General features: G+C 62.0%; 14 protein-coding genes. 13 read left to right on the top strand and 1 reads right to left on the bottom strand.

The window, feature by feature from the left end; all coding sequences use genetic code 11:
* The first annotated feature begins 240 nt into the window (after positions 1-240).
* Entirely contained in the window at positions 241-669 is a 429-nt protein-coding gene (locus CHY22_RS02300) for an Rrf2 family transcriptional regulator (protein ID WP_089572175.1), read from the top strand.
* Positions 670-811: 142 nt separating this feature from the next.
* On the opposite strand, the gene CHY22_RS02295 is transcribed toward CHY22_RS02300, so the two are convergent.
* Positions 812-1,177 carry a phage holin family protein gene (locus CHY22_RS02295; RefSeq protein WP_055250947.1) on the bottom strand — a complete coding sequence of 122 codons (366 nt, stop codon included), beginning with the start codon at positions 1,175-1,177 and terminating at the stop codon, positions 812-814.
* Positions 1,178-1,501: 324 nt separating this feature from the next.
* Between CHY22_RS02295 and CHY22_RS02290 the strand changes: the two genes are divergently transcribed.
* The 12 genes from CHY22_RS02290 to ruvB all read left to right on the top strand — a co-directional run bounded on the left by CHY22_RS02290 (position 1,502) and on the right by ruvB (position 22,915).
* On the top strand, positions 1,502-1,801 hold the full coding sequence (locus CHY22_RS02290; protein ID WP_022094855.1) for a YerC/YecD family TrpR-related protein: 300 nt from the start codon (positions 1,502-1,504) through the stop codon (positions 1,799-1,801).
* A gap of 221 nt (positions 1,802-2,022) precedes the next feature.
* Positions 2,023-5,175, top strand: a complete 3,153-nt coding sequence (locus CHY22_RS02285) for a PD-(D/E)XK nuclease family protein (protein WP_089572173.1) — start codon at positions 2,023-2,025, stop codon at positions 5,173-5,175.
* A 3-nt stretch (positions 5,176-5,178) separates the two neighbouring features.
* Positions 5,179-8,808: a UvrD-helicase domain-containing protein gene (locus CHY22_RS02280; RefSeq protein ID WP_089572171.1), complete on the top strand. Its 3,630-nt coding sequence runs from the start codon at positions 5,179-5,181 to the stop codon at positions 8,806-8,808.
* Positions 8,809-8,944: 136 nt separating this feature from the next.
* Entirely contained in the window at positions 8,945-9,103 is a 159-nt protein-coding gene (locus tag CHY22_RS02275) for a DUF3284 domain-containing protein (RefSeq protein WP_089572169.1), read from the top strand.
* A gap of 86 nt (positions 9,104-9,189) precedes the next feature.
* Positions 9,190-10,389, top strand: a complete 1,200-nt coding sequence (locus tag CHY22_RS02270; protein WP_089572167.1) for an MFS transporter — start codon at positions 9,190-9,192, stop codon at positions 10,387-10,389.
* 240 nt (positions 10,390-10,629) lie between these two features.
* The gene (gene dnaE, locus CHY22_RS02265) at positions 10,630-14,433 is read left to right on the top strand and encodes a DNA polymerase III subunit alpha (protein ID WP_089572165.1); all 3,804 of its coding nucleotides are present in this window, start codon (positions 10,630-10,632) and stop codon (positions 14,431-14,433) included.
* Between the two features lie 28 nt (positions 14,434-14,461).
* A complete protein-coding gene (locus CHY22_RS02260; RefSeq protein ID WP_089572164.1) occupies positions 14,462-17,926 on the top strand; it encodes an SNF2-related protein in 3,465 nt (1,154 codons plus the stop codon).
* A gap of 150 nt (positions 17,927-18,076) precedes the next feature.
* On the top strand, positions 18,077-18,439 hold the full coding sequence (locus tag CHY22_RS02255) for a desulfoferrodoxin family protein (protein WP_089572163.1): 363 nt from the start codon (positions 18,077-18,079) through the stop codon (positions 18,437-18,439).
* A gap of 117 nt (positions 18,440-18,556) precedes the next feature.
* Positions 18,557-20,542, top strand: coding sequence for a hypothetical protein (locus CHY22_RS02250; protein ID WP_089572161.1), 1,986 nt, complete (start codon positions 18,557-18,559; stop codon positions 20,540-20,542).
* Between the two features lie 164 nt (positions 20,543-20,706).
* The gene (ruvC, locus tag CHY22_RS02245) at positions 20,707-21,228 is read left to right on the top strand and encodes a crossover junction endodeoxyribonuclease RuvC (RefSeq protein ID WP_035137351.1); all 522 of its coding nucleotides are present in this window, start codon (positions 20,707-20,709) and stop codon (positions 21,226-21,228) included.
* Positions 21,228-21,848: a Holliday junction branch migration protein RuvA gene (gene ruvA / locus CHY22_RS02240; RefSeq protein WP_089572159.1), complete on the top strand. Its 621-nt coding sequence runs from the start codon at positions 21,228-21,230 to the stop codon at positions 21,846-21,848. Before ruvC ends, ruvA begins: the two co-directional genes overlap by 1 nt.
* The gene (gene ruvB / locus CHY22_RS02235; protein WP_089572158.1) at positions 21,848-22,915 is read left to right on the top strand and encodes a Holliday junction branch migration DNA helicase RuvB; all 1,068 of its coding nucleotides are present in this window, start codon (positions 21,848-21,850) and stop codon (positions 22,913-22,915) included. The genes ruvA and ruvB overlap by 1 nt, the downstream gene beginning before the upstream one ends.
* The last annotated feature ends 69 nt before the right edge of the window (positions 22,916-22,984 follow it).

Raw genomic sequence — 22,984 nt, 5'->3', positions numbered from 1 at the left:
AGTGTTCAAATGACTGGATACCGTGTGGTTTTACGGTGTGTCTAGCAGCTAAACCCATAAACCTTATAGGTTGTTCGTTTAGCTGTTGGGAAGCATAGTAGACACCAAAGCCTAGTAATGCAATAGGAAATAGGAGATTATTGCAAGTTGATTAACCATCTTGACCGGAACGGGTATTTTCAAAGCCAATTTTTCGGCTAGAATTTCAACGGACTAAAAGACCGAAAGGCAGCACTATATATGTTGGTTTCCACAAAGGGCAGATATGCCCTGCGCGTTATGGTCGACCTGGCCGAGCATCAGGCGGCCGGTCGCATCCCGCTCAAAGAGATCGCGGCGCGCCAGGGGATTTCGGAGAAGTACCTCGAGAATATTCTGGCGACGCTCGTGCGCGCCAATATGCTCTCGGGCATGCGCGGCAAGGGCGGCGGCTACGTGCTTACGCGCCCGCCCGAGCAGTACACGGTGGGCGAGATCTTGCGCCTGACCGAGGGCAGCCTGGCGCCGGTCGCCTGCCTGGATGGCGACTGCAAGGGTTGCTCGCGATCTGATGAGTGCCCCACGCTCGACGTGTGGAAGAACCTTGACAAGCTCATCAACGACTACCTCGACGGTGTGACGCTCGATCAACTTGTCGCTCCCAATGAAGGCTACGATTACGTCATCTAACCCACACCTGCCATGTGGGGACAGGGTGGAAATGGCAGATTCTCTCGCCCTTTGAGACTTGGCAAATAAGAAGGCCGCCCATTTTTGCGATGGGCGGCCTTCGTTTTGGGCTGTTGAGACGGGCGCGGCCGGAATGGCCGTTTTAGCCCTCGGCGATGCTATCGAGAATGCTGCGCATGATGGACACCAGGATGCTGCCCATAAAGGCCGATCCAAAGCTGGCGATGGAGATACCCGCGCCCAGCAGATTGACCGACAGATAGCTGGCCAGCTCGAGCATAAAGCTGTTGACTACGAGCTGAAAAATACCCAGCGTAATGATCGTGAGCGGCAGCGAGATAACCGTCAGAAACGGCTTGACGAGCGAATCGACGATGTTCAGGAACAGTCCCACGAAGGCGAAACAGACCCAGGCCTCGGCAAAACCGAAGGGCTGGATGCCGGGGACGAGGAACGTGGCAATCGCGATGGCGATCGAGGTAAAGAGCCAGTTAAGCATAAAGCGCATGGTGTGAATCCTTTCTTGCGCAGGGTGCGTCGGTGTCGCGTGAAGCGGTTTGCTGCGGCAGCTTGGACGGCCGCTCGGGTGTGCCGCCTTGTTCGGCCGCCCATTGTCTCAGATATTCGTGGAGCTTACGTGCGCATTCGGTTTCAAAACGGCGTTCGTCCTGAAAAACGCGCCGCTGGCAGAGAGTTTTGTCGCTTTAGTTTGGTGGTGTGCTAAACTGCTACGGGCAAAAGCCACACGCGTTGCCCTATTGCATAGAACGGGCGAACGATGCCCGATGTCAGTATCAACTTCGATGCCTTTTGGCGGGTTTGGCGGTGATCGATGAATATCGAGAACATGTTTGACAAGCCTGATGTCAAGCAGCTGGTCCACGCATTTAGTCTTTTGGATGACGAGAAGGATATCCAGGCGTTTTTGACCGATATCTGCACGCCGCGCGAGATCTGCGATCTTTCGCAACGTCTGCAGGTTGCGCGTTATCTGGATGAGGGCGAGCCTTATGTTGAGGTTCAGGCCCGCACCGGCGCTTCGTCCACTACGGTGAGCCGCGTTTCAAAGGCACTCAACGGCGAGTACGGCGGCTATCGCAAGATCCTCATCAAACTGGAGGATGGCGAGTAGGCCAGCGGCAACAAACGAATTGCGCAGAACCGTCCCTTCGGGGGCGGTTTTTTGATCCTTTGGGGACGGAGGAAAACGGATCGCTGGGTTAGACTGACCTCCTCGGTGATCCATTTTCCTCCGTCTCCAAGGGGTCAAATCTGTTGGCGTGGGGCAAATCTGTCCGCGCGGGCGGGTAGGATGGAAACATTGAATATTGCGAACGGTTTGAGTGGAGGACCATGCCTGTTCGAATCTATACCACCAACGCCGGCGCGGATTTGAGCGATGCCGAGGCGGCGCTGCTTGCCGACCTTATTGCCCGCCACGGGCGTGCCGTGCTGCTGGCGCCAACGTTTGCTGAGCTCGACCTGTGCCGTCATGATGCGGCGGAAGCCGGCGTTTCGCTGGGTATTGACTACAAGACGCCTACATCGTGGCTTCGCTCGCTGTGGGAGCTTTTGGGCGACGGGCGCGGTTTCGTCGACAACCTGCAGCGTCAGATGCTGTTTTCGGACATGGTCACGCGTCTCGACGATGCCGACCTGCAGCCGCTTTCGCGCAGCCAGGGCACAGTGCGCATGCTTGCGCGCATGGCCCGCGACGTGTTGCCGGGCGTTGCAGGGACGGGTACCGAGCGATGCCGTGGTAACAATTGCCAGCCTGAGCCAAAAAGCGATGCCGAGGCTCGTGTGTTCGAGCTTTTGCGTGCCTACGCGGGTGGTTTGGACCGTCGAGATATGGTCGAGCCCTGCGAGGCGGCTGACATTATGGCCGATGCCCTGGCCGATAACCTGCCGGCGTGCACCCGCGCCGTATGCGTGCGCGGTATCACGTCGTTTACGCACGGCCTGCTCGAGCTGCTGTCTGCCGTGGCGAACAATGGGGGAGAGGTCGTCGTACTGCTTGCCTGCGAGCAGGCGGCGATGCGCGAGGAGCTTGCCGCGGCATTTGATGCCCGCGGTGTGCTGTTCGAGGCCGCGCCGCTGAGGGAGGACGCCGTCGCGTCTGATGCCGCTTGCGGGACCGCCGCTCAGCCTGCCTTTATTGAGGTCGCCGGCCCCCATGCCCGTGCCCATGCTTATGCGGACGCCATCGATAAGTTGGTGAAAACGCACAAGGAGTCCAAGGACGATAAGGCTGCTGCAACGCCCGCCGACCCCGTACGCGTGCTCGTTGTTTCTGCCCGGGCACCCCAGCTGTTCGGTGAGCTCGCCTCTCGTCTGGCGGCTCGTCATATCGCTGCCGAGACAGTTGAGTTCACGGCGTTTTCTCAATCCATTGCGGGCAGGCAGTTCACGGCGCTCGCCAACCTGATCGAGCGTATGAAGGCCGCCGACGAAGGGGCAGCTTCTAAGACTGAGTGGTGGCCCGCGCCGGAGCTTACCGACTGGATTTACAGTCCGCTTTCGGGCGCTGATGCCGTCAATGCCCGTACCTTCGATAAGAATATGCGTCTCTCGCGCAGCAAGACTACCGCGGGCGTTAAGAGCCTGCTGCAGAGCGTCCAAGGCCAGGTGAGGGGCGCGCGCAAGGCGGCGAGCGACGAGAACTGGTTTAAGAACGTGCCGTGCGTGGTCTCGGACGTGTTCCAGGCGCTGTGGCGTGACAAGCCCGTGACGGCGCTCAAGGCCATGCTTGCCGTTGCCGAGGGGTTGCCCGATCGCTCGCTGGGCAGCTTGGATGGCCAAGCCCGTCGCCAGGCGGAGGTGGCTCTGCTGCGCCACGTCATCGACATCCTTATGAACGATGCTCGCGCGCTCGACGTATCGCAGGCCGCGACCGTGCCCGTGCTCGATGGCATTCGCACCAAGGTAGACAAGCGTAGCACCGCCTACGATTACGAGACCTACGAGGTCGACCGCGCGCCGCGCGCCCAAGTGCGCTTTGCATCGCTTGCCGATGCGGCAGGCCTGCGCCCCGATAGCTACGATGCCGTGCTGCTTGCCGACGTCGACCTGGACAGTTATCCGCTCTCACATGAGGAGGGCCCGCTGGCCACGCTGACGGCAGAGTTAGATCGCAGCGGTGTGACGCTTGAGCCTGCCGCCTTGTTGCGCGTACGCTTTGGTCGCGCGATGCAGGCCGCGCGCGGTCCGGTTACGCTTGCCCGCGTGACGCACGATCGCCAGGCGCGCGAGTGCTACCCGGCTGCCGTGTGGACTGAGTTGCGGGCGCATGCCGAGGCCGCTGGCGCTGCCGAGGCCGCTGAAGCTGCTAAAGCAGCTGACGACGCTAAGACCGCTGGCGCCGACAAGGCGAAGTGCGTGGGTGAGGGTGATATCGTAAGGGACTTCGATCCCGCGGCGGGCGAAGGTCTCAAGCGCGAGCGCGTGGCCTGTGAAGCCCCTCAGCATCTGAGTGCCGAGGCCGTGCCGTATTTGGTCCTGCGTCGTCGCGATGGCGAGGGCGAGGACGCGCCACTCGTGCCGCGCCTGACGTCCGCCTCGCAGATCGAGGCCTATTCCGCCTGCCCGTTATGCTGGTTCGTCTCGTATCGCGTCAAACCTCAGTCCATCGATGCGGGCTTTGGCAACATGGAGAAGGGCAACTTTGTCCATGACATGCTGGAGCACTTGCATGCCCGTCTGCCCCAGGAGGGCATGGAGCGCGTGACGCCCATGAATCTGCCGCGCGCGAAGGAGCTGCTGCACGAGGTCTTTGCCGAGACCCTGGCCGAGCACGCCGGCAAGCGCGGTACCGAGGGCCCGCTGGTGCCGCTCTCTCCAGTGGAGGAGCGCCAGGTGGCCGAGATTTTGCCGCAGCTGGAGGGTGTGCTTGCCTACGAGTCCGAGGCGCTCGCGCCCTTCGCGCCGCGCTACCTGGAGTTTGCGTTCAACGAGCTCCAGGTCGAGTATGCCGGCTGGCCGCTCGGCGGGCGCATCGACCGCGTGGATGTGGATGCCGAGAATCGCGCCGTGGTAATCGACTACAAGCATCGTTCGGGTGTCGAGGAGTTTAAGCTCGCCGATCCCACGGTGCGCGACGAGGAGTCGGGCGAGGCCCCCATCGACGACCCGCGCTGGTTGCCGCCCCATACTCAGACACTCATCTACGCGCAGGCCATGCGCCGGGCTCTGGATCTGGATACCCGCGCCGCACTCTATTTTTCGACCAAGGGCGGCAAGCCCGCGCTGCGCGGTGCGGCGAGCGCCGAGTTGCTTGAGGAAGAGCGCGGCGACGGCCGCATCCCAGGCCTTAAGAAGGGCTTTCCCGGCGAGGGCGGCAACATGGACTTCGATGCGCTGCTCGATCGCGTGGAGACCGGCATTGCCGAGCGTCTGCGCGAGCTCGAGGCGGGCAACGTTGCCGCCGTCGACCCGACGTCGGCTCAGGCCGCGCATGCGCGCTGCTCGTATAACCACGAAGGAACGTTTGTAAGGAGGGACGTGTAGACCATGGATCTTTCGACTTTGATGCCGCAACAGCTGCAGATCGTCAAAACGCTCGACCGTCCGCTGTTTGTCTCGGCGGGCGCCGGCTCGGGCAAGACCTTTACCCTCACGCGCCGCATCGTCTACGCGCTCTCGCCCGAATCCGGTCCGTTTGTCGAGCACCTGGACCAGGTGCTCGCCATTACCTTTACCAAAGACGCCGCGGCCGAGATTCGCGACCGTGTGCGCCGCGCGCTTATCGAAGAGGGTATGGACGAAGAGGCCCTGACCGTCGACGACGCTTGGATTTCGACCATTCACGGTATGTGCTCGCGTATCCTGCGCACGCACGCGCTGGAGCTGGGCATCGATCCCGAATTCACGGTGCTCACCGATACCGATGAGCTTATGGATCAGGCTGTCGAGCATGTGCTGGGGCGCGCGACGGCGCCCGATGCCGCGCCTGAGCTCGCCGCCTCGCTTAAGGCCCTCTACGCTTGGTATCCCATGGCGGGCGAGGGCGGGCCGTTTGGCGCCGGTACCACCATCAAAGGTCTGGTGCGCGACCTGCTGGAGCTATCGAGCCAGCTGCCGGGCGGCATGGACGATGTGTGCGTGGCGCGCGGCCAGGCCGACACCTCTGCGCTTGCCGACGCCTATCGCGCGGCGTTGGGTGCGAGCAAGGCCGCGACCGAGAAAGCGCAGATGGCGCTCGATGCCATCGACGCGTTCGAGGCGAGCGGCAAGACCATGGCCGATGCGGCACGACTCATGATGTCGTGCACCATGCCGCGCGCGAGCAAGGCGTTCCCCAAGGAGCAGGTCGAGCTGCTCAAGGCCGAGGCTGCCGATGCGTTTATCAATATCGTGCTTGCCTGCGGCGGTCCGGCGCTCGATGCGCTGGTGGGCTTGGCCCGCTCTGTAGAGGCTGAGTACCGCGCGCTCAAGGCTGCCCAGTCTGCCCTCGACAACAACGACCTGCTGCGCATGGCCTACGAGGCCCTGCGCGATTACCCGGCCATCCGAGAGGCATACGAGGGCCGCTTTAAGATGGTCATGATCGATGAGTTTCAGGATACCGACCAGATGCAGGTCGACCTGATCCGTTACCTGACCGGCGCGGGCGAGCGTGCGCTGTGTACCGTGGGCGATGCACAGCAGTCGATCTATCGTTTCCGCGGCGCCGAGGTCGAGGTCTTCCGCCGCCAGGAGCGCAAAGTGGACGCCTCGGGGACGGCCGAGGCGGCGGCCGTCGCTGGCGCTGCTGCCGATGTCCCCGCCGGCGAGCTCGTCAAGCTCGTGCGCAACTTCCGCAGCCATGACGAGGTGCTGCGTTACGTGGCACGCGTCTTCGACGGCGATGACGGCGGCCTCATGCAGGGCTTTTTGGATCTTGAGGCGAGCGACGGCCGCAAGGACACGCTGGTAGCGGACGCCTCGCGTCGCCAGGCGCTCTTTGTTGCCGGCGGCAGTACGCAGGAGCGCACACAGGCCAAGGCCCGCGCGATCGCGGAGCGGTTCCGCGCGCTTGCCGATGCCGGCCAGCCCCAGGGCGGCATGGTGCTGCTGCTGGGCCGCATGACAAACGCCGACGTTTATGCCCAGGCTTTCCGCGACCAGGGGCTCGACTGCGTGATCGCGGGTGGCTCGGTCTTTGCCCAGGCAGCCGAGGTGCAGACGGTGCGCGCCCTAGTCTGCGCGCTCGCCAACCCGGCCGATACGGCGCAGGGCCTTATGCCGCTGCTCGCCTCGCCGATGTTTGCGCTCGGCGCCCAGGAGTTCCTGGCGCTGGCGACCAAGCTCGATAGCGAGACGGGGGAGACCTCGCGCCGGAATATCGACGCGGGCATCATGAGCGATTTCGACGTGCCGGGTTTGCAAGACTTGCCGCTCGTGACGCGCGCCCGCGAGGTGCTGCGGTATGCGCTTCGTCGCGTGGGCCGCGATTCGTTCGCTGCCATCGCGCGCGACGTGGTCAACGCCTCCGGTTGGTTTGTGCGTCTGGCACAGCGTGGCCCCGAGGGCAAGGCCATCGCCGCCAACGTGCTCAAGGCGCTTGATGCTGTGGTTGAGGCCGAGGCCGAGTTCGGTAACTCGCCGCGTTCCATCGCGCTGGCCTTCGACCGCTTTTTGGCGGGCAAGGAAGCCCCGGGTGCCCTCAACGAGGAGGGCGACGGCGCGGTACGCATCATGACGGTGCACGCCTCCAAGGGTCTGGAATATCCGGTCGTGGCGGTCGCCGAGTGTTTTGGCGTGCGCAAATCGTCCGGTGCGGCACAGATGGGTCGCGTCGACGGCGGGGCGCAGGTCGTGGCGCTGCCGGCACGCTTCGACGGCGTTAAGCTCGCCGACGGAACCTTTGTGAAGGGCGACGACGTCAAAAAGCAGTTTGAGCATGCGTTTAAGGGCAAGGGCACGTCGCTGTGGCTGTCGCCGGAGCTCATGGAGGATGTCTGCGCGACAGGTTCTCCCGCCGAGGCATTCGTTCGCCTGCGCAACGATGACCTGCGGCTCTCGCTCGAGGAGCGGGCCCGCTTGCTCTACGTCGCCATGACGCGAGCGCGCGAGTTGGTCATTCTGGCGATGGATGCCGGCGTGAGCCGCGGCAAGGTGTGTGCGCCGACCTTCGATGCCGAGACCGATCTGACCTACGACGTGCTGCGTCGCATCCTGCCGACCGACAGTCTGGACATGCCGCAGCTCGATAGCGACCGTTTGGTGTTCGACAACTCCAAGCCGGGCGATTACGAGCTCATCTCGCTGGCGGACTTTACCTTTGGCGAGCAGGCGTTTGAGGCTAACGCTTCGCTGGATGCCGAGGGTAGGCTTGTTCGCGGCGATGTCGATGTTGCTGATAATGCTGCGCACTCAACTGTGCCCGGTCCTGCCGACCCCGAGCCCGATTCGTTTGAGCTTGTGTATCCCCAGGCAGTGGGCGTGCGCATGGGCGCCTGTCCGTTCCCGGCGCGTGACTCGTATAGCTACTCGTCAATCGCCGCGGCGCTCCATGCCGAGACAGAAGACCGTGCCGCCGAGGCGCGTGTGCCCATGGACGAGTCCGGCGATGATGCGGAGTCGGATGGCTCGGAGATGGCCGATGCAGACGTGGCCGCCGTTGAGCCCGCCGGCAACCCCATGGCGCTGGGCTCGGCGTTCCATGCCGCCTGCCAGTGGCTGATCGAGATGGGTGCCGATGCGCTGCCCGCTGAGCGTGCCGATGCGCTGGCGCGCCTGTGGTGCCTGACGCCGGAGCAGCGCGAACGCTTCGACGTTGCCCTGGACCGCTGGCTCAAGTCGGCTGCTCGTGCCGACCTGCTCGCGTGGCCGTGCGTTCGCGCCGAGGTGCCGTTCTTCTCGCTGGGCTGCGAGGACGAGGACATCGCCCGCTACGGTGCATATGCCGAGGGCGCCATCGACGCTTTGGCGACGAACCCGGCGGATTCGTCATGCGCGCTGGTCATCGACTACAAGACGGGCGGGACGCCGGACGAGACGCCGGAACAGCTGCAGGAGAAGCACGCCCTGCAGGCGCGCGTCTACTCCGATGTGTTGCACAAGGCGGGCTTTGAGGCCGTGACCGTCAAGTTCGTCCGCGTGGAGCAAGTCGACCCCGCCAACCCCTGCGAGCCTCAAGTAGTCACCTACAGCCTCTAGCCACCTCAGGCTTTATGGTGCTATTTGGTTGGTTTTGCGGCCGTAAGGCCCTCAATCGTCCAAATGGCACCGCAACGCATGGGAGAGCTTGGGGCGGTACAATGGCCCGAACGGTTCAAACGAATAAGGGGCCATCATGCAGCTCACCAAAACGCTTAAGGTGACGCCGGAGGAGCTTTTTGACGCTCTGGCGGGGTCCATCATGCAGGATATCGAGAACGCCACGGGCAAGTGTCCCAGCCGCAACAAGCTCAACGGCTATAAGTACGAGAAGCGCCCATACCGCAAAAGGTAAGGTGACTCTTCATCGGAAACCGTGAACGCTTCGGGTTTCGAGTCAGTAGCGAACAGCCCGACAAAAAATGTTGTTGGAAGTGCCAAATGAATAAGAATGCCGCTACGCAACTGCACATCTATTCCGCCTTTTTCGTTCTCGCGGGATTTGTTTTAAATCGGGGAGTGTTTCTACTTTTCCTTGCGGAGAAAGGAATGCCTGTCACGGAAATCGCGCTTTATCAAGCCCTGTTTAACATTGCAACGGTCGTCCTCGAGCTGCCAACAGGGCTGATAGGCGATTTCTTTGGAAAGAAGTTTTCGATTCAAGTGGGCGTGCTGCTGCTTTTCTTCCATACGGCTGGCATGCTGTTGCTCTCAGGCCCCTTTCTTGTCGTGCTTTCCCTTGTTGAGGCACTCGCCTACTCCCTTCAATCGGGATCCGAACAAGCACTTTTATATGAAATTGCCCGGAATGCCGGTCAAGGAGAGCGCTTCCTCACCATCAATGCTCGGCTGCTTGCCGCACAATCAATCGCTACGGGAATGGCAATTGTGCTCGGATCTTTCATTGCCCAAGTATCTTGGAGCGCCCTCTACGTATGTGTCTCCGTTTTCTATCTCCTGCAGCTTTTCCTTCTGTATCCCATTGAGAGGACGGAAGCGACCCGTTCTGAAAGCTCTGAAAAGGGAAGGTTTGACGTAGCCAAGATCTTCAGACGCGAAACCTGGTGCATTGGAGAATCCGCTTTTGCGGTGTTGCTTCTTCTAATCGGCACAAGCATGCTCGATGGATTCTATGGGAGTTATTACAACTTGAATCAGTTGGTATTCGACGCATTTGATGCTCCCGTCTCCATAATAGGAATCTTTTTCGGGGCATCCTATGCAGTAAATGCGACGGCCTACATTGCAGCAGATTTCTTCTCATTGCGTTTCGGGAAAAGAAATACCATGCTCGGCTCGATGCTAATCGAGGCTGGCCTTTTCATGATTCTTCCGTGGTTCGCTTCAAATCCGCTGTGTTTGTTTGGCCTTAGCATGGTGCTTTGTTTTCTCCCAGAAGTGGTGTACATCACTTCGGAAAACTTAATCCAAGACGCTATAGCGGACGATCTCCGCGCGACGATCCTTTCCGTCGCGTCTCTGGTAAGGGCTCTCTTTTCTGCAGTGTTTTTCTCCATATTTGGACATGTGTTGGGGTTATATCCCATTCAGATAGCGCTCGGTATTATTGGTGCAATCGCGATAGCAATTACCGCCGTTGTTTCATTAAAAATGGTTGGAATACAGGTCTCCAAGAATTGATATATCGATTGACGAGCTATCCGAAGCGTCGAGCCTTCTTGATGGACATGACTATTCGTCACAAATCATTCCGCGCATCGCCGGGGTCCCAGTAATACTCGATATATCTGGATGCCCTCATTCCCCTTTTTGAAGGTCCCAAAAAGACTGCCCGTGTGGGTTTGGCTAGGTTCGGGTGCTATCCGCGCCGTGCGGTAAAATCGTTCAGTCAGAACACGAACCCGCATCGGAGCTCATCACATGGCATTCGTCCATCTGCACAACCACACCGTTTTCTCCATGCTCGACGGCGCAACCCGTATCCAGGATATGGTCAACCGTGCCGTAGAGCTGGGCATGCCCGCCGTCGCCATTACCGACCACGGCTACATGTATGGCGTGCCCGACCTGGCGCTGGCCTGCGACGCCGTCAACCACAACACGCCCGAGTACAAAACCTGGAGCCACGACAAGGCCTTCTTGGAAAAGGATCGCCGCGACGAGCTGGTGGAGCCCGATCCCGAGGAAAACCCGCGCGAGCATGCCCAGTATGTGAAGGACATGGCCATGTGGGACGAGAAGGGCAACATCGACGAGCTCAAGCCGCCCCTGGTCATCAAGCCCATCTTTGGCTGCGAGGTCTACTTTACGCCGGACGAGACCCTTGCCCGCGACCATAAGCCTGAGCTCTACCACATGATCCTTCTGGCCAAGGACCAGGAGGGCTACGTCAACCTGATGCAGACGGTCTCCGAGGCAGCCGTGCAGGGCTTTTACTACAAGCCCCGCGTGACGCTCGACAACCTGCGCCGCCACGCCAAGGGCATGATCTGCACCAGCGCCTGCATCGCGGGCATCATTCCCAAATACATCGACCGCGGTGACATGGAGGGCGCCATCAAGTGGGCCGAGACCTTCCGTGATACCTTCGAACCTGGCGACTTTTATATCGAGATCCAGGAACACGGCATCACCACCGACAACGGCCTGACCGATGAGCAGATGGACCGCACGCTCATCGACATCGCCAAGCAGGTAGGCGTCAAGGTCATCGCCACCAACGACTTCCACTACCTGCGCCGCGAGGACGCTCCCGTGCAGGACGTCATCATGTGCATCGGCATGAACGCCAAGGTCGACGACCCCAACCGCATGCGCATGACTGGCTCGGAGTTTTACATGAAGACCGAGGAGGAGATGCGGGCGATGTTCCCGTATTGCCCCGAGGCCTGCGACAACACGCTCGAGATCGCCGACAAGTGCTACGTTGAGCTGGACTGGGACTCCATCATCCTGCCGCGCTTCCCGCTGCTCGATCCCGGCGAGACGCACGAGAGCCAGTTCCGCCGCGAGTGCGAGAAGGGCCTGCGCCAGCACTACGGCGACGACTGGGCCACGCGCGAGATTGGTGGCGTCAACATCAAAGAGCGCTTTGAGTACGAATACAAAGTCATCTGCGACAAGGGCTTTGCCGCCTACTTCTTGATCGTTGCCGAGTACGTGCAATGGGCCAAGGACAACGGCATCGGCGTCGGCCCCGGCCGTGGCTCGGCCGCCGGCGCTATCGTCGCCTACGCCATGAACATCACCGCGTTCGACCCGCTCGAGAACGGTCTGATGTTCGAGAGGTTCCTGTCCCCGCAGCGTACCGAGATGCCCGATATCGATATGGACTTCGACGATGAGCGGCGCCTCGAGGTCGTGGAGCACGTTCGCCAGCTCTACGGCCCCGAGAAGGTCACCCACGTCATCACCTACTCGACCATTAAGGCCAAGCAGGCCATCAACGACGCTGCGCGCGTCCTGGACTACCCGGTCTACATGGGCCAGCGTCTGTCCAAGATGGTCTCGAGCGACCCCAAGGTCAAGCTCAAGCAGGTGCTCGAAAAGCAACCCGGCAAAGAGGACCTGTTTAACCCCGATTTTGCCGAGGCCTATAAAAAGGACGACGACGCCCGCCGCATCATCGACACGGCGCTCTCGATTGAGGGCCTTACCCGTGGCGAGGGTGTGCACGCGTGCGCCGTTCTGATCTGCCGCGACCCCGTCAACGAGCACGTGCCCACCAAGCTCGACACCAAGGGCGGCGTCGAGATTACCCAGTACGAAGGTCATACCGTTGCCGACATGGGCCTGCTCAAGATGGACTTCTTGGGCCTGCGCACGCTGACGGTTATCTCCAAGGCCAAGGCAAACATCAAAAAGAACTTCGGCATCGACATCAAAGAGGAAGAGATCCCCTTTGACGACCCCGAGATCTTTAAGCTCATGGGCTCCGGCCATACCGCCGGCGTCTTCCAGGTCGAGTCCGCCGGCATGACGGCCACGATCAAGAACATGAAGCCCACCGAGTACAAGCACGTCGTGGCATTGATCGCCCTGTACCGCCCGGGCCCGCTGGGCGCCGGCATGGTTTCGTCCTACATCAACCGTATGAACGGCAAGGAGCCGGCCGTCTCCTACGACGACCGCCTGGACGACATCCTGGGCGAAACCTACGGCACCATGGTCTACCAGGAACAGGTTATGCTCATCTCCGTCGAGATGTGCGGCTTCTCCAAGGGCGAATCGGACTCGCGTATCCGTAAGCCCGTGGCTAAGAAAAAGATCAAGCTGCTCACGTCGACGGTGCTGCACTGGGAGGATGGATCGGACGAGACCACCTACGACCACTGGATGAACGGCGCTATCAAGAACAACTACACGCGCGAGGTCGCCCAGAAGATTTGGGACGATGTTCTCGAGTTCGCATCCTACGCCTTCAACAAGTCGCACTCCGCCGGCTACGCCATCCTGGTTATGCAGACGGCGTGGCTCAAGGCGCACTATCCGCACGAGTACATGGCGGCCGTTCTGACGTCCTATACGGGCAAGACCGACAAGATCGTGCACTACGTCTCGGCGTGCCGTCACGACGGCATCCCCGTGCTGTCGCCAGATGTCAACGAGTCCGGCACCGAGTTCACGGCTACCAAGGAGGGCGTGCGCTTTGGTCTGGCCGGCATCCGCGGCGTGGGCACCGGCGTGGCGCAGGCGATTATCGCCGAGCGCGAGGCGGGCGGTCCGTTTAAGACACTGCACGACTTTGTCGAGCGCGTGGACTCGAGCCAGGCCAACCGTCGCGTAATCGAATCGCTGATCAAGGCAGGCGCCTTCGACTCCACGGGGTATCCGCGTCGTCAGATGATGCACTTTGTGGACAAGAACAACCCCGAGAACATCATCGACGCCGCGATAAAGCGCCAGAAGGACCGCGCGAGCGGCCAGACCTCGTTCTTCGACATGTTTGGCGACGTTGAGGGCTCGGGCTTTGAGGTGAGCGTGCCCGATCCGGACGGCCAGGAGTGGGACCGCCACCTTAAGCTGAGCCAGGAGAAGGAGGTTCTGGGCATCTATGTCTCGGACCACCCGCTGCGCCCGTTTGAGTATGCACTAGCCAAGGCGCGCGACTTCTCGTTCTCGCAGATCGATACCGGCTACGAAGTTCAGAATCCTACGGGCGGCACCATCAACCAGGAGATTCCCGAGGGCAAGGCGCTGTGGTGGGCCGGCATGGTCTCGAGCGTGTCCAAGCGCGTGACCAAAAACGGTGACCCCATGGGCATCGTGCAGCTCGAGGACATGGAAGGCGAGGCCACGGTCGTGGTGTTCCCCAAGACCTACAAGGAGGCCGAGGGGTATCTGTACGGCGAGGTCGATCCCGAGACCGGCGCGCAGCTGTCCGACGCCTTTGTGCGCATCAAGGGCAAGCTCGAGCGCTCGGACCGCGGCGACCAGATCATCGCGCAGGAGATTGTGCCGCTGGAGCTCAACGAGGAGAACAACAAGCCCAAGGTGTTTGAGGTCATGGTGCCCAACAGCCGCTTTAGCCAGGGCAATATGGCGCGTCTTGCCACGGTGCTCACCGCTAACCCGGGCGGCGACCGCGTGGAGATCTTTATCGAGCAGGTGGACGGGCGCGTGCTGCGCGCCGAGGTGCCTGCCAAGGTCAACGCGCGCTCGATTCCGCTGCTGGCCGAGGCCAAGGCCATTGTGGGTAACCAGGGTCGCGTGACGGTGATCTAAGCTACCCCGGGTGAGATTGGAGGAAGTGATGGCGCAGGGGACGTTTGTGCAGGCGCTTCGCAAAGAGGCGGCGTTGAGCGGCACCTTTATGAAGGGGCGTTCGCTCATGCTCAACGGCGCCGTGCTGTCGATCGAGGACAGCGGCTCGCGCTTCTCCAAAAACGTGACGGTCGAGGGCTCGGTGCGCGGTTCGCGTGGCGACCTGTACAAGACGCACGTGGCGCTCGACATGGACGAGCACGAGGTGATCGACTACGACTGCGATTGCCCCGCCGCCTATCGTTACCCCGGTATGTGCAAGCACGCTATTGCCACGGCTCTGGCGTATTTGGATGCCAGCGGCGCCGAGCCCGTCGAAGGTTTGCGCACGCCGGTTCGCACGTTTACGGCGCAGTCGAAACAGCCCGCGCGCACCGCACCCAAAGCGCCGGCCGTCAACCCCAACTTTCCCTTTCCGGCGCCCGTCCCCACGAGCCCGAGCCTTGTGGCGGCGCTCTCCGATCTTTCGGACGCGCGCATGGATGAGCTGGCGAGCATGCGCCGCAAGCTTGCCGGTGCCGTTGATCCCGACGCCCCCAAAGCGGCATTGGAGCCCTCGTTGGTGCCGTACTACAATCCGCTGTTCGCTGACCGCTTTAGCTGGGCGCTCGAGTTCCGCATTCGCTGTGGATCGGTCTCCTACGTGGTCAAGGACATCGACGGCATGGCCGATGCCTACGTGCGCGGCGGCACGTTCTCCTATGGCAAGAAGCTCACGTTTGTCCATTCACCTGAGGCCTTTGACGAAACATCGGCAAAGCTGCTCAACCTTGTTGTGACGACAGTTGCCTATCTCGATGACATCACAAGCTCGCGTTCGGCGTCGTACGACTTTGCCCGCAGCGGTTTTGTTGCCGAGCGTCAGTTGCCGCTGTCCGAGCATAGCATCGTATATGTGCTGGACCTACTGCGCGGCCAGACCATCTCCTTTGAGCCCGCCTGGTCGCGGGGGATGACGACGCATCGCACCTACGACGTGGCGGTTGAGCTGTCTCCGCAAGGGGAGGACGAGGCATCCGCTAAGCGCCCACCGCTGCTTGCCGCCAAAATCGCGCCGGCGGCTGGTGGTAGCTATGACCTGCGCCTGCCCGCCGATATGTACTGCTTTGCGTCGGGCGATGCCGCCTACTTGGTTGACACGCGCCGCGCGCGCCGTACCGACGCTGCATTTGCTCAGCATGCCGCACCTTTTTTGTCGCGCTTGCTGCCGTGCCGCACGCCCGCCCATATTGCCGCCGAGCAGGTGGGTGAGTTCTGCCGTATGGCGCTGCCCATTTTGCGCGACTACACCGACCTCACCGCGCCCGCCGCGCTCGATACCGTGGCACCCGAGCCGAGCTTTGCTATGGCGATCGGTGTCGACGATGGGCTCGTGACCTGCATAATTACGGTTACCTACGGCGATTGGTCGGCGGATCTCTTTAGCCTGGGCGCTCCGGGCAGCCCCTTCGAAGAGCAGCGCCCCGGTGTGCCACCCCGCGACGAGGTGGCGGAGTTTCGCGTTATGGATACAGCGGCCCTGTACTTCGATTTCTACAAGGGCGGTCTGGCGTTTGAGGAGCGCGATGATGAGAGCCTGTTCTGTCTGCTGACCGAGGGTCTGTCCGCCCTGTCCGAGCTGGGTGAGGTCATGCTCAGTGACCGTCTGCGCCAGGTCTCGGTCCGCCCTGCGCCCAAGCTTTCGGTGCGTGCGACCGTCAAGAGTAACCTGCTCGACGTCGAGCTGGGCGCGAGCGGGCTTTCGGCCGCGGACCTTGCCGTCTATCTCGATTCGTACAAGCGCCACCAGACGTTTGCGCGCCTGACGTCCGGCGACATCGTGCGCCTGGATGAGGGAGCGCGCGCCGCGTTTGGCCTTGCCGAAGATCTGGGTGTCGATGCCGTCGACCTGCTCGACGGCGTGTCGCTTCCCGCGTCGAGCACCCTTTTTGTCGATAGCATGCTCGCGCGCACGCCGGCGCTCGAGGCCGATCGCGACGCCGCGTTCCGCCGCACCGTCGAGCGCCTGGACACGCTCGGCAAGATGGACTTTACGGTACCCGCCTCGCTCAAGGCAACGATGCGCGGCTACCAGGTCGACGGATACCAGTGGCTCGGCTCGCTCGAACACCTGGGCCTTGGCGGCATCTTGGCCGACGACATGGGCCTGGGCAAAACGCTCCAGATGATTGCGCATATTCTGGCGCGCGTGGAGGCGGGGGACACCAAGCCCACGCTCGTGGTATGCCCGGCCTCACTCGTGTACAACTGGACCGCCGAGCTGGAGCGCTTTGCCCCGTCGCTCGATGTGTGCGCCATCGTGGGCGCCAAAGCTCAACGTCGTGTACAGATTGCCGGCGTGGCCGAGCATAGCGTGGTTGTGACGTCGTATGATCTTATGCGGCGCGATATCGACGAGTACGTCGAGCAGGATTTTGCCCGCGTGGTGCTCGATGAGGCCCAGTACATTAAAAACCCGCTCACGCAGGTGGCGCGCGCCGCAAAGCGCCTGCCTGCCGGCGTGCGCTTTGCCCTGACGGGCACGCCCATCGAAAACCGCTTGTCCGAGCTTTGGAGCATCTTCGACTTTTTGATGCCGGGCCTTTTGGGGACGCGCGAGTCGTTTGCCAAGCGCTTTGAGAGCCCCGTCGAGCATGCCGAGGGCGATAGCGCCGCTCGCCTGCAGGCGCTCGTGTCGCCGTTTGTGCTGCGCCGTGTTAAGGAAGACGTGGTGGCCGACCTGCCCGAGAAGATCGAGGACACCGTCATGGCACAGCTTACCGGCGAGCAACGCAAGCTCTACCTGGCCAACCAGGACCGCATCGCCCAGCAGGTGCAGCACCGCGAGGCTGGGGAGTTTAAGAAGGACAAGCTCAAGGTGCTCGCCGAGCTCACCAAGCTGCGCCAGATCTGCTGCGACCCGCGTCTACACTACGAGGATTACAAGGCGGGGAGCGCCAAGCTCGATACGTGTATGGAGCTCGTGCACGGCGCACTCGACGGCGGGCATCGCATCCTGTTGTTCAGCCAGTTTACAGGTATGCTCGATATCATCGGTAAGCGCTTGGCCAAGGAGGACATCGCCTTCCTTAAGCTCACGGGCGCTTCGTCTAAGGAGAGCCGCGCCAAGATGGTCGCGCAGTTCCAAGCGGGCGAGGTTCCGGTCTTTTTGATTTCGCTCAAGGCGGGCGGCGTGGGCCTTAACCTGACGGCGGCCGACGTGGTCATCCACTACGACCCGTGGTGGAACGTGGCGGCGCAGGACCAGGCGACCGACCGCGCGCACCGTATTGGCCAGCAACATACCGTGACCGTGTACAAGCTCATCGCCAAGGACACGATCGAGGAGCGCATTATGCAGATGCAGGAGTCCAAGCGCGACCTGGTCAACAGCGTGCTCGGCGGCGACGGCATCTCGTCGGCGCTGTTTACCCGCGAAGATGTTCTGGCGCTGCTGGGCGGCGACGGGCGCTAACCCGCTCGGGTGGGGCCGCCAGGGCGGATAGCGCACGCTGCCCCATCGTCCCCGCCCGTTATGTGTTCATTTGCAATGCCGTGGATGGTTTGTCTGCCTTTGGGCATAAGAACCATCAAGAACATTGGCACGTCAGCAAAGGAGAACATCATGGCGAAATTCTTTAAGGACCCCGACGGTAAGCTCATTGCCGCCCTTGGCAACGACGTTGCAACCCCTGCCGGTTGCACGGAACTGACCGCAAACACTGAGGACGCGGCGCACGAGAAGCACGTGCCTGTTGTCGAGACCGAGCGCGACGGTCACGTGATTCGCGCACGCGTTGGCTCGGTCGAGCACCCCAGCCTGCCCGAGCACTATATTGAGTGGATCGCCCTTGAGGCCGAGGGCCGCTTAGAGGTCCATTACCTTGAGCCCGGCATGAAGCCCGCGACGTTTTTTGCCGGCGGTTCCAAGACCGGTACCGTCTATGCCTACTGCAACCTGCACGGGCTGTGGTCCGCGACGTTCTAGGAGCGCGCCCCCGCTCGGGGTATCATAGCTAGCATATGCACATGCGAGCGCCGACTGCATCATGCGGCCGGCGCTTTTACTACGATTTCGATGGTTTACGACGGAAAGGGCTGAGCCATGAAGCTCGCGCTTGCACAGATCGATATGCGCCTGGGTGATATTGAGGGCATTTGCGGCCGCATCGAGGACCAGGCTCGTCTGGCCCACGAGCGCGGGGCGCGCGTGCTGTGCGTTCCGGCTCCGCTCTTTATGGGCGCCATGCCCGGTGGCCTGGTGGGCGCTGCCGACTTTGAGCACGACATGCTTGCCGGCTTGACTGGTGTCGCCGAGCGCATCCAGGAGCTTGACATGATCTGCATCGTGCCCGCGGCGGTTTCGTTTGAGGGTCAGCCGCTGCTCGACTACATGATGCTCAAGGACGGTCATGTGGTGCCGGCGCGTTCGAGCATTGCCCTGCAGCGTGGCGAGAACAACGACACGCGTTGGGCGCCGCCGGTGTTCGACGTGGACGGCGTGCGCATCGCCGTGATTTTTGACTTGGACCGCGAACTCGAGATGTTGCCGACCGGTGTTGACCTCATTGCGTATTTCCAATTCAATGCGTTTGACATGACCGACCGCGAGACTGCCGCCATTGCCGCCGTTCGCAGCGGCGCCTACCGCAAGATCGCATCCAAGCGCAGCGTGTGGTTTGCCTGTATGGCGCCGGTCGGTGCCTATGACGAGTCGGTGTATACCGGCGGTTCGTTTGTGCTCGACGACTGCGGTCGCGTGGTGGCCCAAGCGCCGTGTTTTGAGGAGAGCCTGCTGGTTCAGGAGATTCAGCGCGGCGTGATGCTCGATGCCCTGGAAGATCACGAACTGCCCGAGTTCCGTTCCGAGGAGTGGCTGTGGCAGGCGCTGGTGCTCGCCGTGCGCGACAACGCCCGGGCCCACGGTGCGTCGCGCGCCGTGGTGGCACTCGAGGGCGACTTGCCGTCGTCCCTGCTGGCGGCGCTGGCCGTCGACGCTCTGGGCCCACGTAATGTGATTGGCCTGGTGCTGGGGCGCAACCGCATCTTTACGCCGGCGCAGGAGGAGGCCGAGGCTGCTCGCTGTGCCGCCGTTCGCGCCATTGCCGAGCGCCTGCATATTCGCACGGTTGAGCGCGATGCGCCGGATGCCGCGCGCGTGCTCGACCGCGATGTGTCGGCGGGCGACGCCGAGCGCCTGCGCTCTCGCACGCTGGGCCTCATGCTGGAGGACACGGCGCTCGAGCTGGGTGCGATGGCGTTGAGTCCGCTGTCCAAAACCGAGTACGCGCTGGCGGCGCCGGCGCTTTGCGGCGGCTACCAGGGCGATTACGCGCCCTTTGGCGATGTGTACCTGTCGACGCTTGAGTTTGTGGCGCGCGTGCGCAACCGCACGTCTGCCGTGGTGCCCCAAGAGCTCGTGACGCTCAACGCGGTGGAAGATTGTATGGAGCGAGTGCTGGCGCAGGCGCTCTCGACGCTCGACGGTCCGGTCGATATGCTCGACCGCGCGGCACAGCTGCTCGGCGGGCTCGAGCCGGGTGAGGTCGATGGTGCGCTCGAGTCGCACGTGGACCGCAATCGATCTTTCGACGACATCCCGATGGCCGCTGGCAAGCCTGAGGCCTGCTCGCTGCTGCTGATGCTCGTGCGTCAGGGCGAGGCCGCCCGCCGCATGCTGCCGACGGTGCCGATCGTCTCTGCCCGTTCGTTTGCCGAGCGCGCCTGGCCGTACATGCTTGCGTGGTCCGATCTGGGGCTCAACGGCAAGGAGCGCATGACGGTTGATTCGCTGGCGCGCGCCGAGGTGCGTCGCTTTGCCGACGACGATACGAGTGACCGTATGCGCGGTGAGATGATGGGCATTTTGGGTGAGCTGCTGGGTATTTCGCCCGAGCAGATGGAGGAGCTGCGCTCTGAGGACGGTCAGCGTCGTTTGCACGAGGGCATGAAAAAGTTCGAGGGCGAGGTTCAGGACGCCATCGATAAGATGATGGGCGGCCAGGGTGGCCCGCAGGGTGGACCCCAGGGCACGCCGATGCCGCATCCGCCGGTGGATCCGAGGCAGTTCCCGTTCTTTAGCCAGAACTAGGGCAGACGGAAACATTGCGGGAGAGATTCTCTTACACACATTGCTTCTGCCGAATCTATCTTGCTTTAAGCACTTTGCCCCCGTTGTGTTATTCTAGAACAGACGTTCGTGAATGATGCGCGGGGCCTTGTCTTGCGCTGCGCTTGTGGCGAGGGGAGGTTGGCTTGGTTATTTTGGGCATCGACCCCGGTTTGGCTCATACGGGTTGGGGGATTATCGAGGAGCGGCGTGGCGAGGTTCGCTGCCGTGCCTATGGCTGCATCGAGACCAGCGCAGGCAGTCCGCTCGCGGTGCGCCTGTCGCATATCGCCCGCGACCTCAAGGGTGTCGTGGAGCGCTATCGACCCGATACCGCTGCTATCGAGAGCATTTACTTTGGCGCCAACGTTCGCTCGGCCATCCCTACGGCGCATGCCCGTGGCGCCGCGCTCGTGGCGCTTTCGGAATGCGCGCTCGAGATTGGCGAGTATACGCCTATGCAGATTAAGCAGGCTGTTGTGGGCACCGGCGCTGCGGACAAACGGCAGGTCGCGTATATGGTTCGTACGCTCACGCAGCTCGATCACGACCCGCATCCCGACCATGCCGCCGATGCCCTGGCCTGCGCCATCTGCCACGTTAACCTCAGCCGCACCCGGGCGCTTACCGGCGGCGAGTTCTATCAACAGAGAGGAACCGGATACTGATGATCTCCCAGCTCCACGGAACGCTTGTCGAGGCCACGATGAGCTCTGCTGTCGTCGATGTGTCGGGCGTTGGCTTTGAGCTCGGCATCTCGGGCAGCACTGCGGCCATGTTGCCGACGCCCGGCGGCGAGGTCCGCCTCTACACGCGTATGCAGGTGCGCGAGGACGCCATGACACTTTTCGGTTTTTCCTCTAAGGATGAGCGCACGATGTTCGATCGGCTCGTGTCTGTCTCGGGCGTTGGCCCGCGCTTGGCGCTCGCCGTGCTTTCCACCTATACCGTGGGGCAATTGTATTCGCTGGTGATGGCCGAGGACGACAAGGGCATGGCCAAGGTGCCCGGTGTGGGCAAAAAGACAGCTCAGCGTCTGATCCTGGAGCTCAAGAGCACCTTTGCCAAGGACAAGGGCTTTGTGCCGGTCGACGTGATTCCCGGCCAGGTTGCGATGCCCGTGCCCGCTGCCGCTCCCTCGGCCATCGATGACGCCCGTGCGGCGCTCCTTTCCATGGGCTTTAGCCCGCAGGAGACCGATGTTGCCCTGAGCGGGTATGATGGGCAGGATATGCGTGTCGAGGATTTGCTCGGCGCGGCGCTTAAGCGACTCGGAATGGATGCGTGATGTGGGAAGCCGATGACTCTCAGGACCTGTGGGCGACGCCCGGCAACTCGCCGGCGGCATCCATGGCGCACGGCGAGCGCATGGTGGGCTCGGAGCTGACGGCCGAGGACCTCGATGTCGATCGCACTTTGCGCCCCCAGCGCCTGGACGATTACTGCGGCCAGGAGCATATCAAGCAGAGCCTGCGCGTGTTGATCGAAGCGGCGCAGAGCCGTGGCGAGACGCTCGACCACGTGATCTTCTCGGGCCCTCCGGGTCTGGGCAAGACCACGCTGGCTACGGTTATCGCCAACGAGCTGGGCGCTCAGATCAAGACCACGAGTGGCCCCGCCATCGCGCGCACGGGCGACCTGGCGGCCATCCTTACTAACTTGCAGCCGGGTGATGTGCTGTTTATCGACGAGATCCACCGCCTCAACCGTTCGGTCGAGGAAGTCCTGTACCCCGCGATGGAGGACTTTGCCCTCGATATCGTGATTGGCAAGGGTCCGGCGGCGCGCTCGATTCGCCTGGATATCCCCAAGTTTACGCTGGTAGCAGCAACGACCCGCTCAGGCATGTTGACCGGCCCGTTGCGCGACCGCTTTGGCATTTCATATCGCCTGGATTACTACACGGTCGAGGAACTCGCGCAGATTGTGACGCGCTCGGCGACTATCCTGAGCGTGACGATCGACCATCCCAGTGCACTCGAGATCGGCTCGCGTTCGCGCGGCACGCCACGTCTTGCCAACCGCCTGCTCAAGCGCGTGCGCGATTACGCACAGGTGCGCGGCAACGGCCCCATCGAGCTCGATATCTGTCGCCAGGCGCTCGAGTTCTTCGAGATCGACGAGCTCGGTCTGGACTGGATGGATATTCGCATTTTGGAGACGCTCGCTAAGACGTTCTCCGGTCGTGCCGTGGGACTTACGACCCTTGCCAGCGCGGTGGGCGAGGACCCGGGCACGCTCGAGGATGTCTATGAGCCGTATCTGCTGCAGTGCGGGTTGATGATTCGCACGCCCCAGGGCCGCCAGGCAACGCTTCGCACCTTTGAGCACTTGGGGATTGAACCTACCGTTTAGGGCGCTTTGTTTTGGCGGGTTGTTAAGCTATCGCTGAGCATTGGATAAACATATCGCCATTCATCGGTT

Origin of the sequence: Collinsella sp. TF06-26 (genome assembly GCF_002232035.1) — a bacterium.
Classification (GTDB): domain Bacteria; phylum Actinomycetota; class Coriobacteriia; order Coriobacteriales; family Coriobacteriaceae; genus Collinsella.
This window is presented reverse-complemented; position numbering and strand designations above follow the sequence as displayed.

Excerpts from the sequence above, each read along its gene's own strand:
- ruvA (WP_089572159.1), top strand. The coding sequence starts at position 21,228 with ATGATCTCCCAGCTCCACGGAACGCTTGTCGAGGCCACGATGAGCTCT.
- CHY22_RS02255 (WP_089572163.1), top strand. The coding sequence starts at position 18,077 with ATGGCGAAATTCTTTAAGGACCCCGACGGTAAGCTCATTGCCGCCCTT.
- CHY22_RS02270 (WP_089572167.1), top strand. The coding sequence starts at position 9,190 with ATGAATAAGAATGCCGCTACGCAACTGCACATCTATTCCGCCTTTTTC.
- CHY22_RS02290 (WP_022094855.1), top strand. The coding sequence starts at position 1,502 with ATGAATATCGAGAACATGTTTGACAAGCCTGATGTCAAGCAGCTGGTC.
- CHY22_RS02280 (WP_089572171.1), top strand. The coding sequence starts at position 5,179 with ATGGATCTTTCGACTTTGATGCCGCAACAGCTGCAGATCGTCAAAACG.
- CHY22_RS02250 (WP_089572161.1), top strand. The coding sequence starts at position 18,557 with ATGAAGCTCGCGCTTGCACAGATCGATATGCGCCTGGGTGATATTGAG.
- ruvB (WP_089572158.1), top strand. The coding sequence starts at position 21,848 with ATGTGGGAAGCCGATGACTCTCAGGACCTGTGGGCGACGCCCGGCAAC.
- CHY22_RS02275 (WP_089572169.1), top strand. The coding sequence starts at position 8,945 with ATGCAGCTCACCAAAACGCTTAAGGTGACGCCGGAGGAGCTTTTTGAC.
- CHY22_RS02285 (WP_089572173.1), top strand. The coding sequence starts at position 2,023 with ATGCCTGTTCGAATCTATACCACCAACGCCGGCGCGGATTTGAGCGAT.
- dnaE (WP_089572165.1), top strand. The coding sequence starts at position 10,630 with ATGGCATTCGTCCATCTGCACAACCACACCGTTTTCTCCATGCTCGAC.
- CHY22_RS02260 (WP_089572164.1), top strand. The coding sequence starts at position 14,462 with ATGGCGCAGGGGACGTTTGTGCAGGCGCTTCGCAAAGAGGCGGCGTTG.
- CHY22_RS02300 (WP_089572175.1), top strand. The coding sequence starts at position 241 with ATGTTGGTTTCCACAAAGGGCAGATATGCCCTGCGCGTTATGGTCGAC.
- CHY22_RS02295 (WP_055250947.1), bottom strand. The coding sequence starts at position 1,177 with ATGCGCTTTATGCTTAACTGGCTCTTTACCTCGATCGCCATCGCGATT.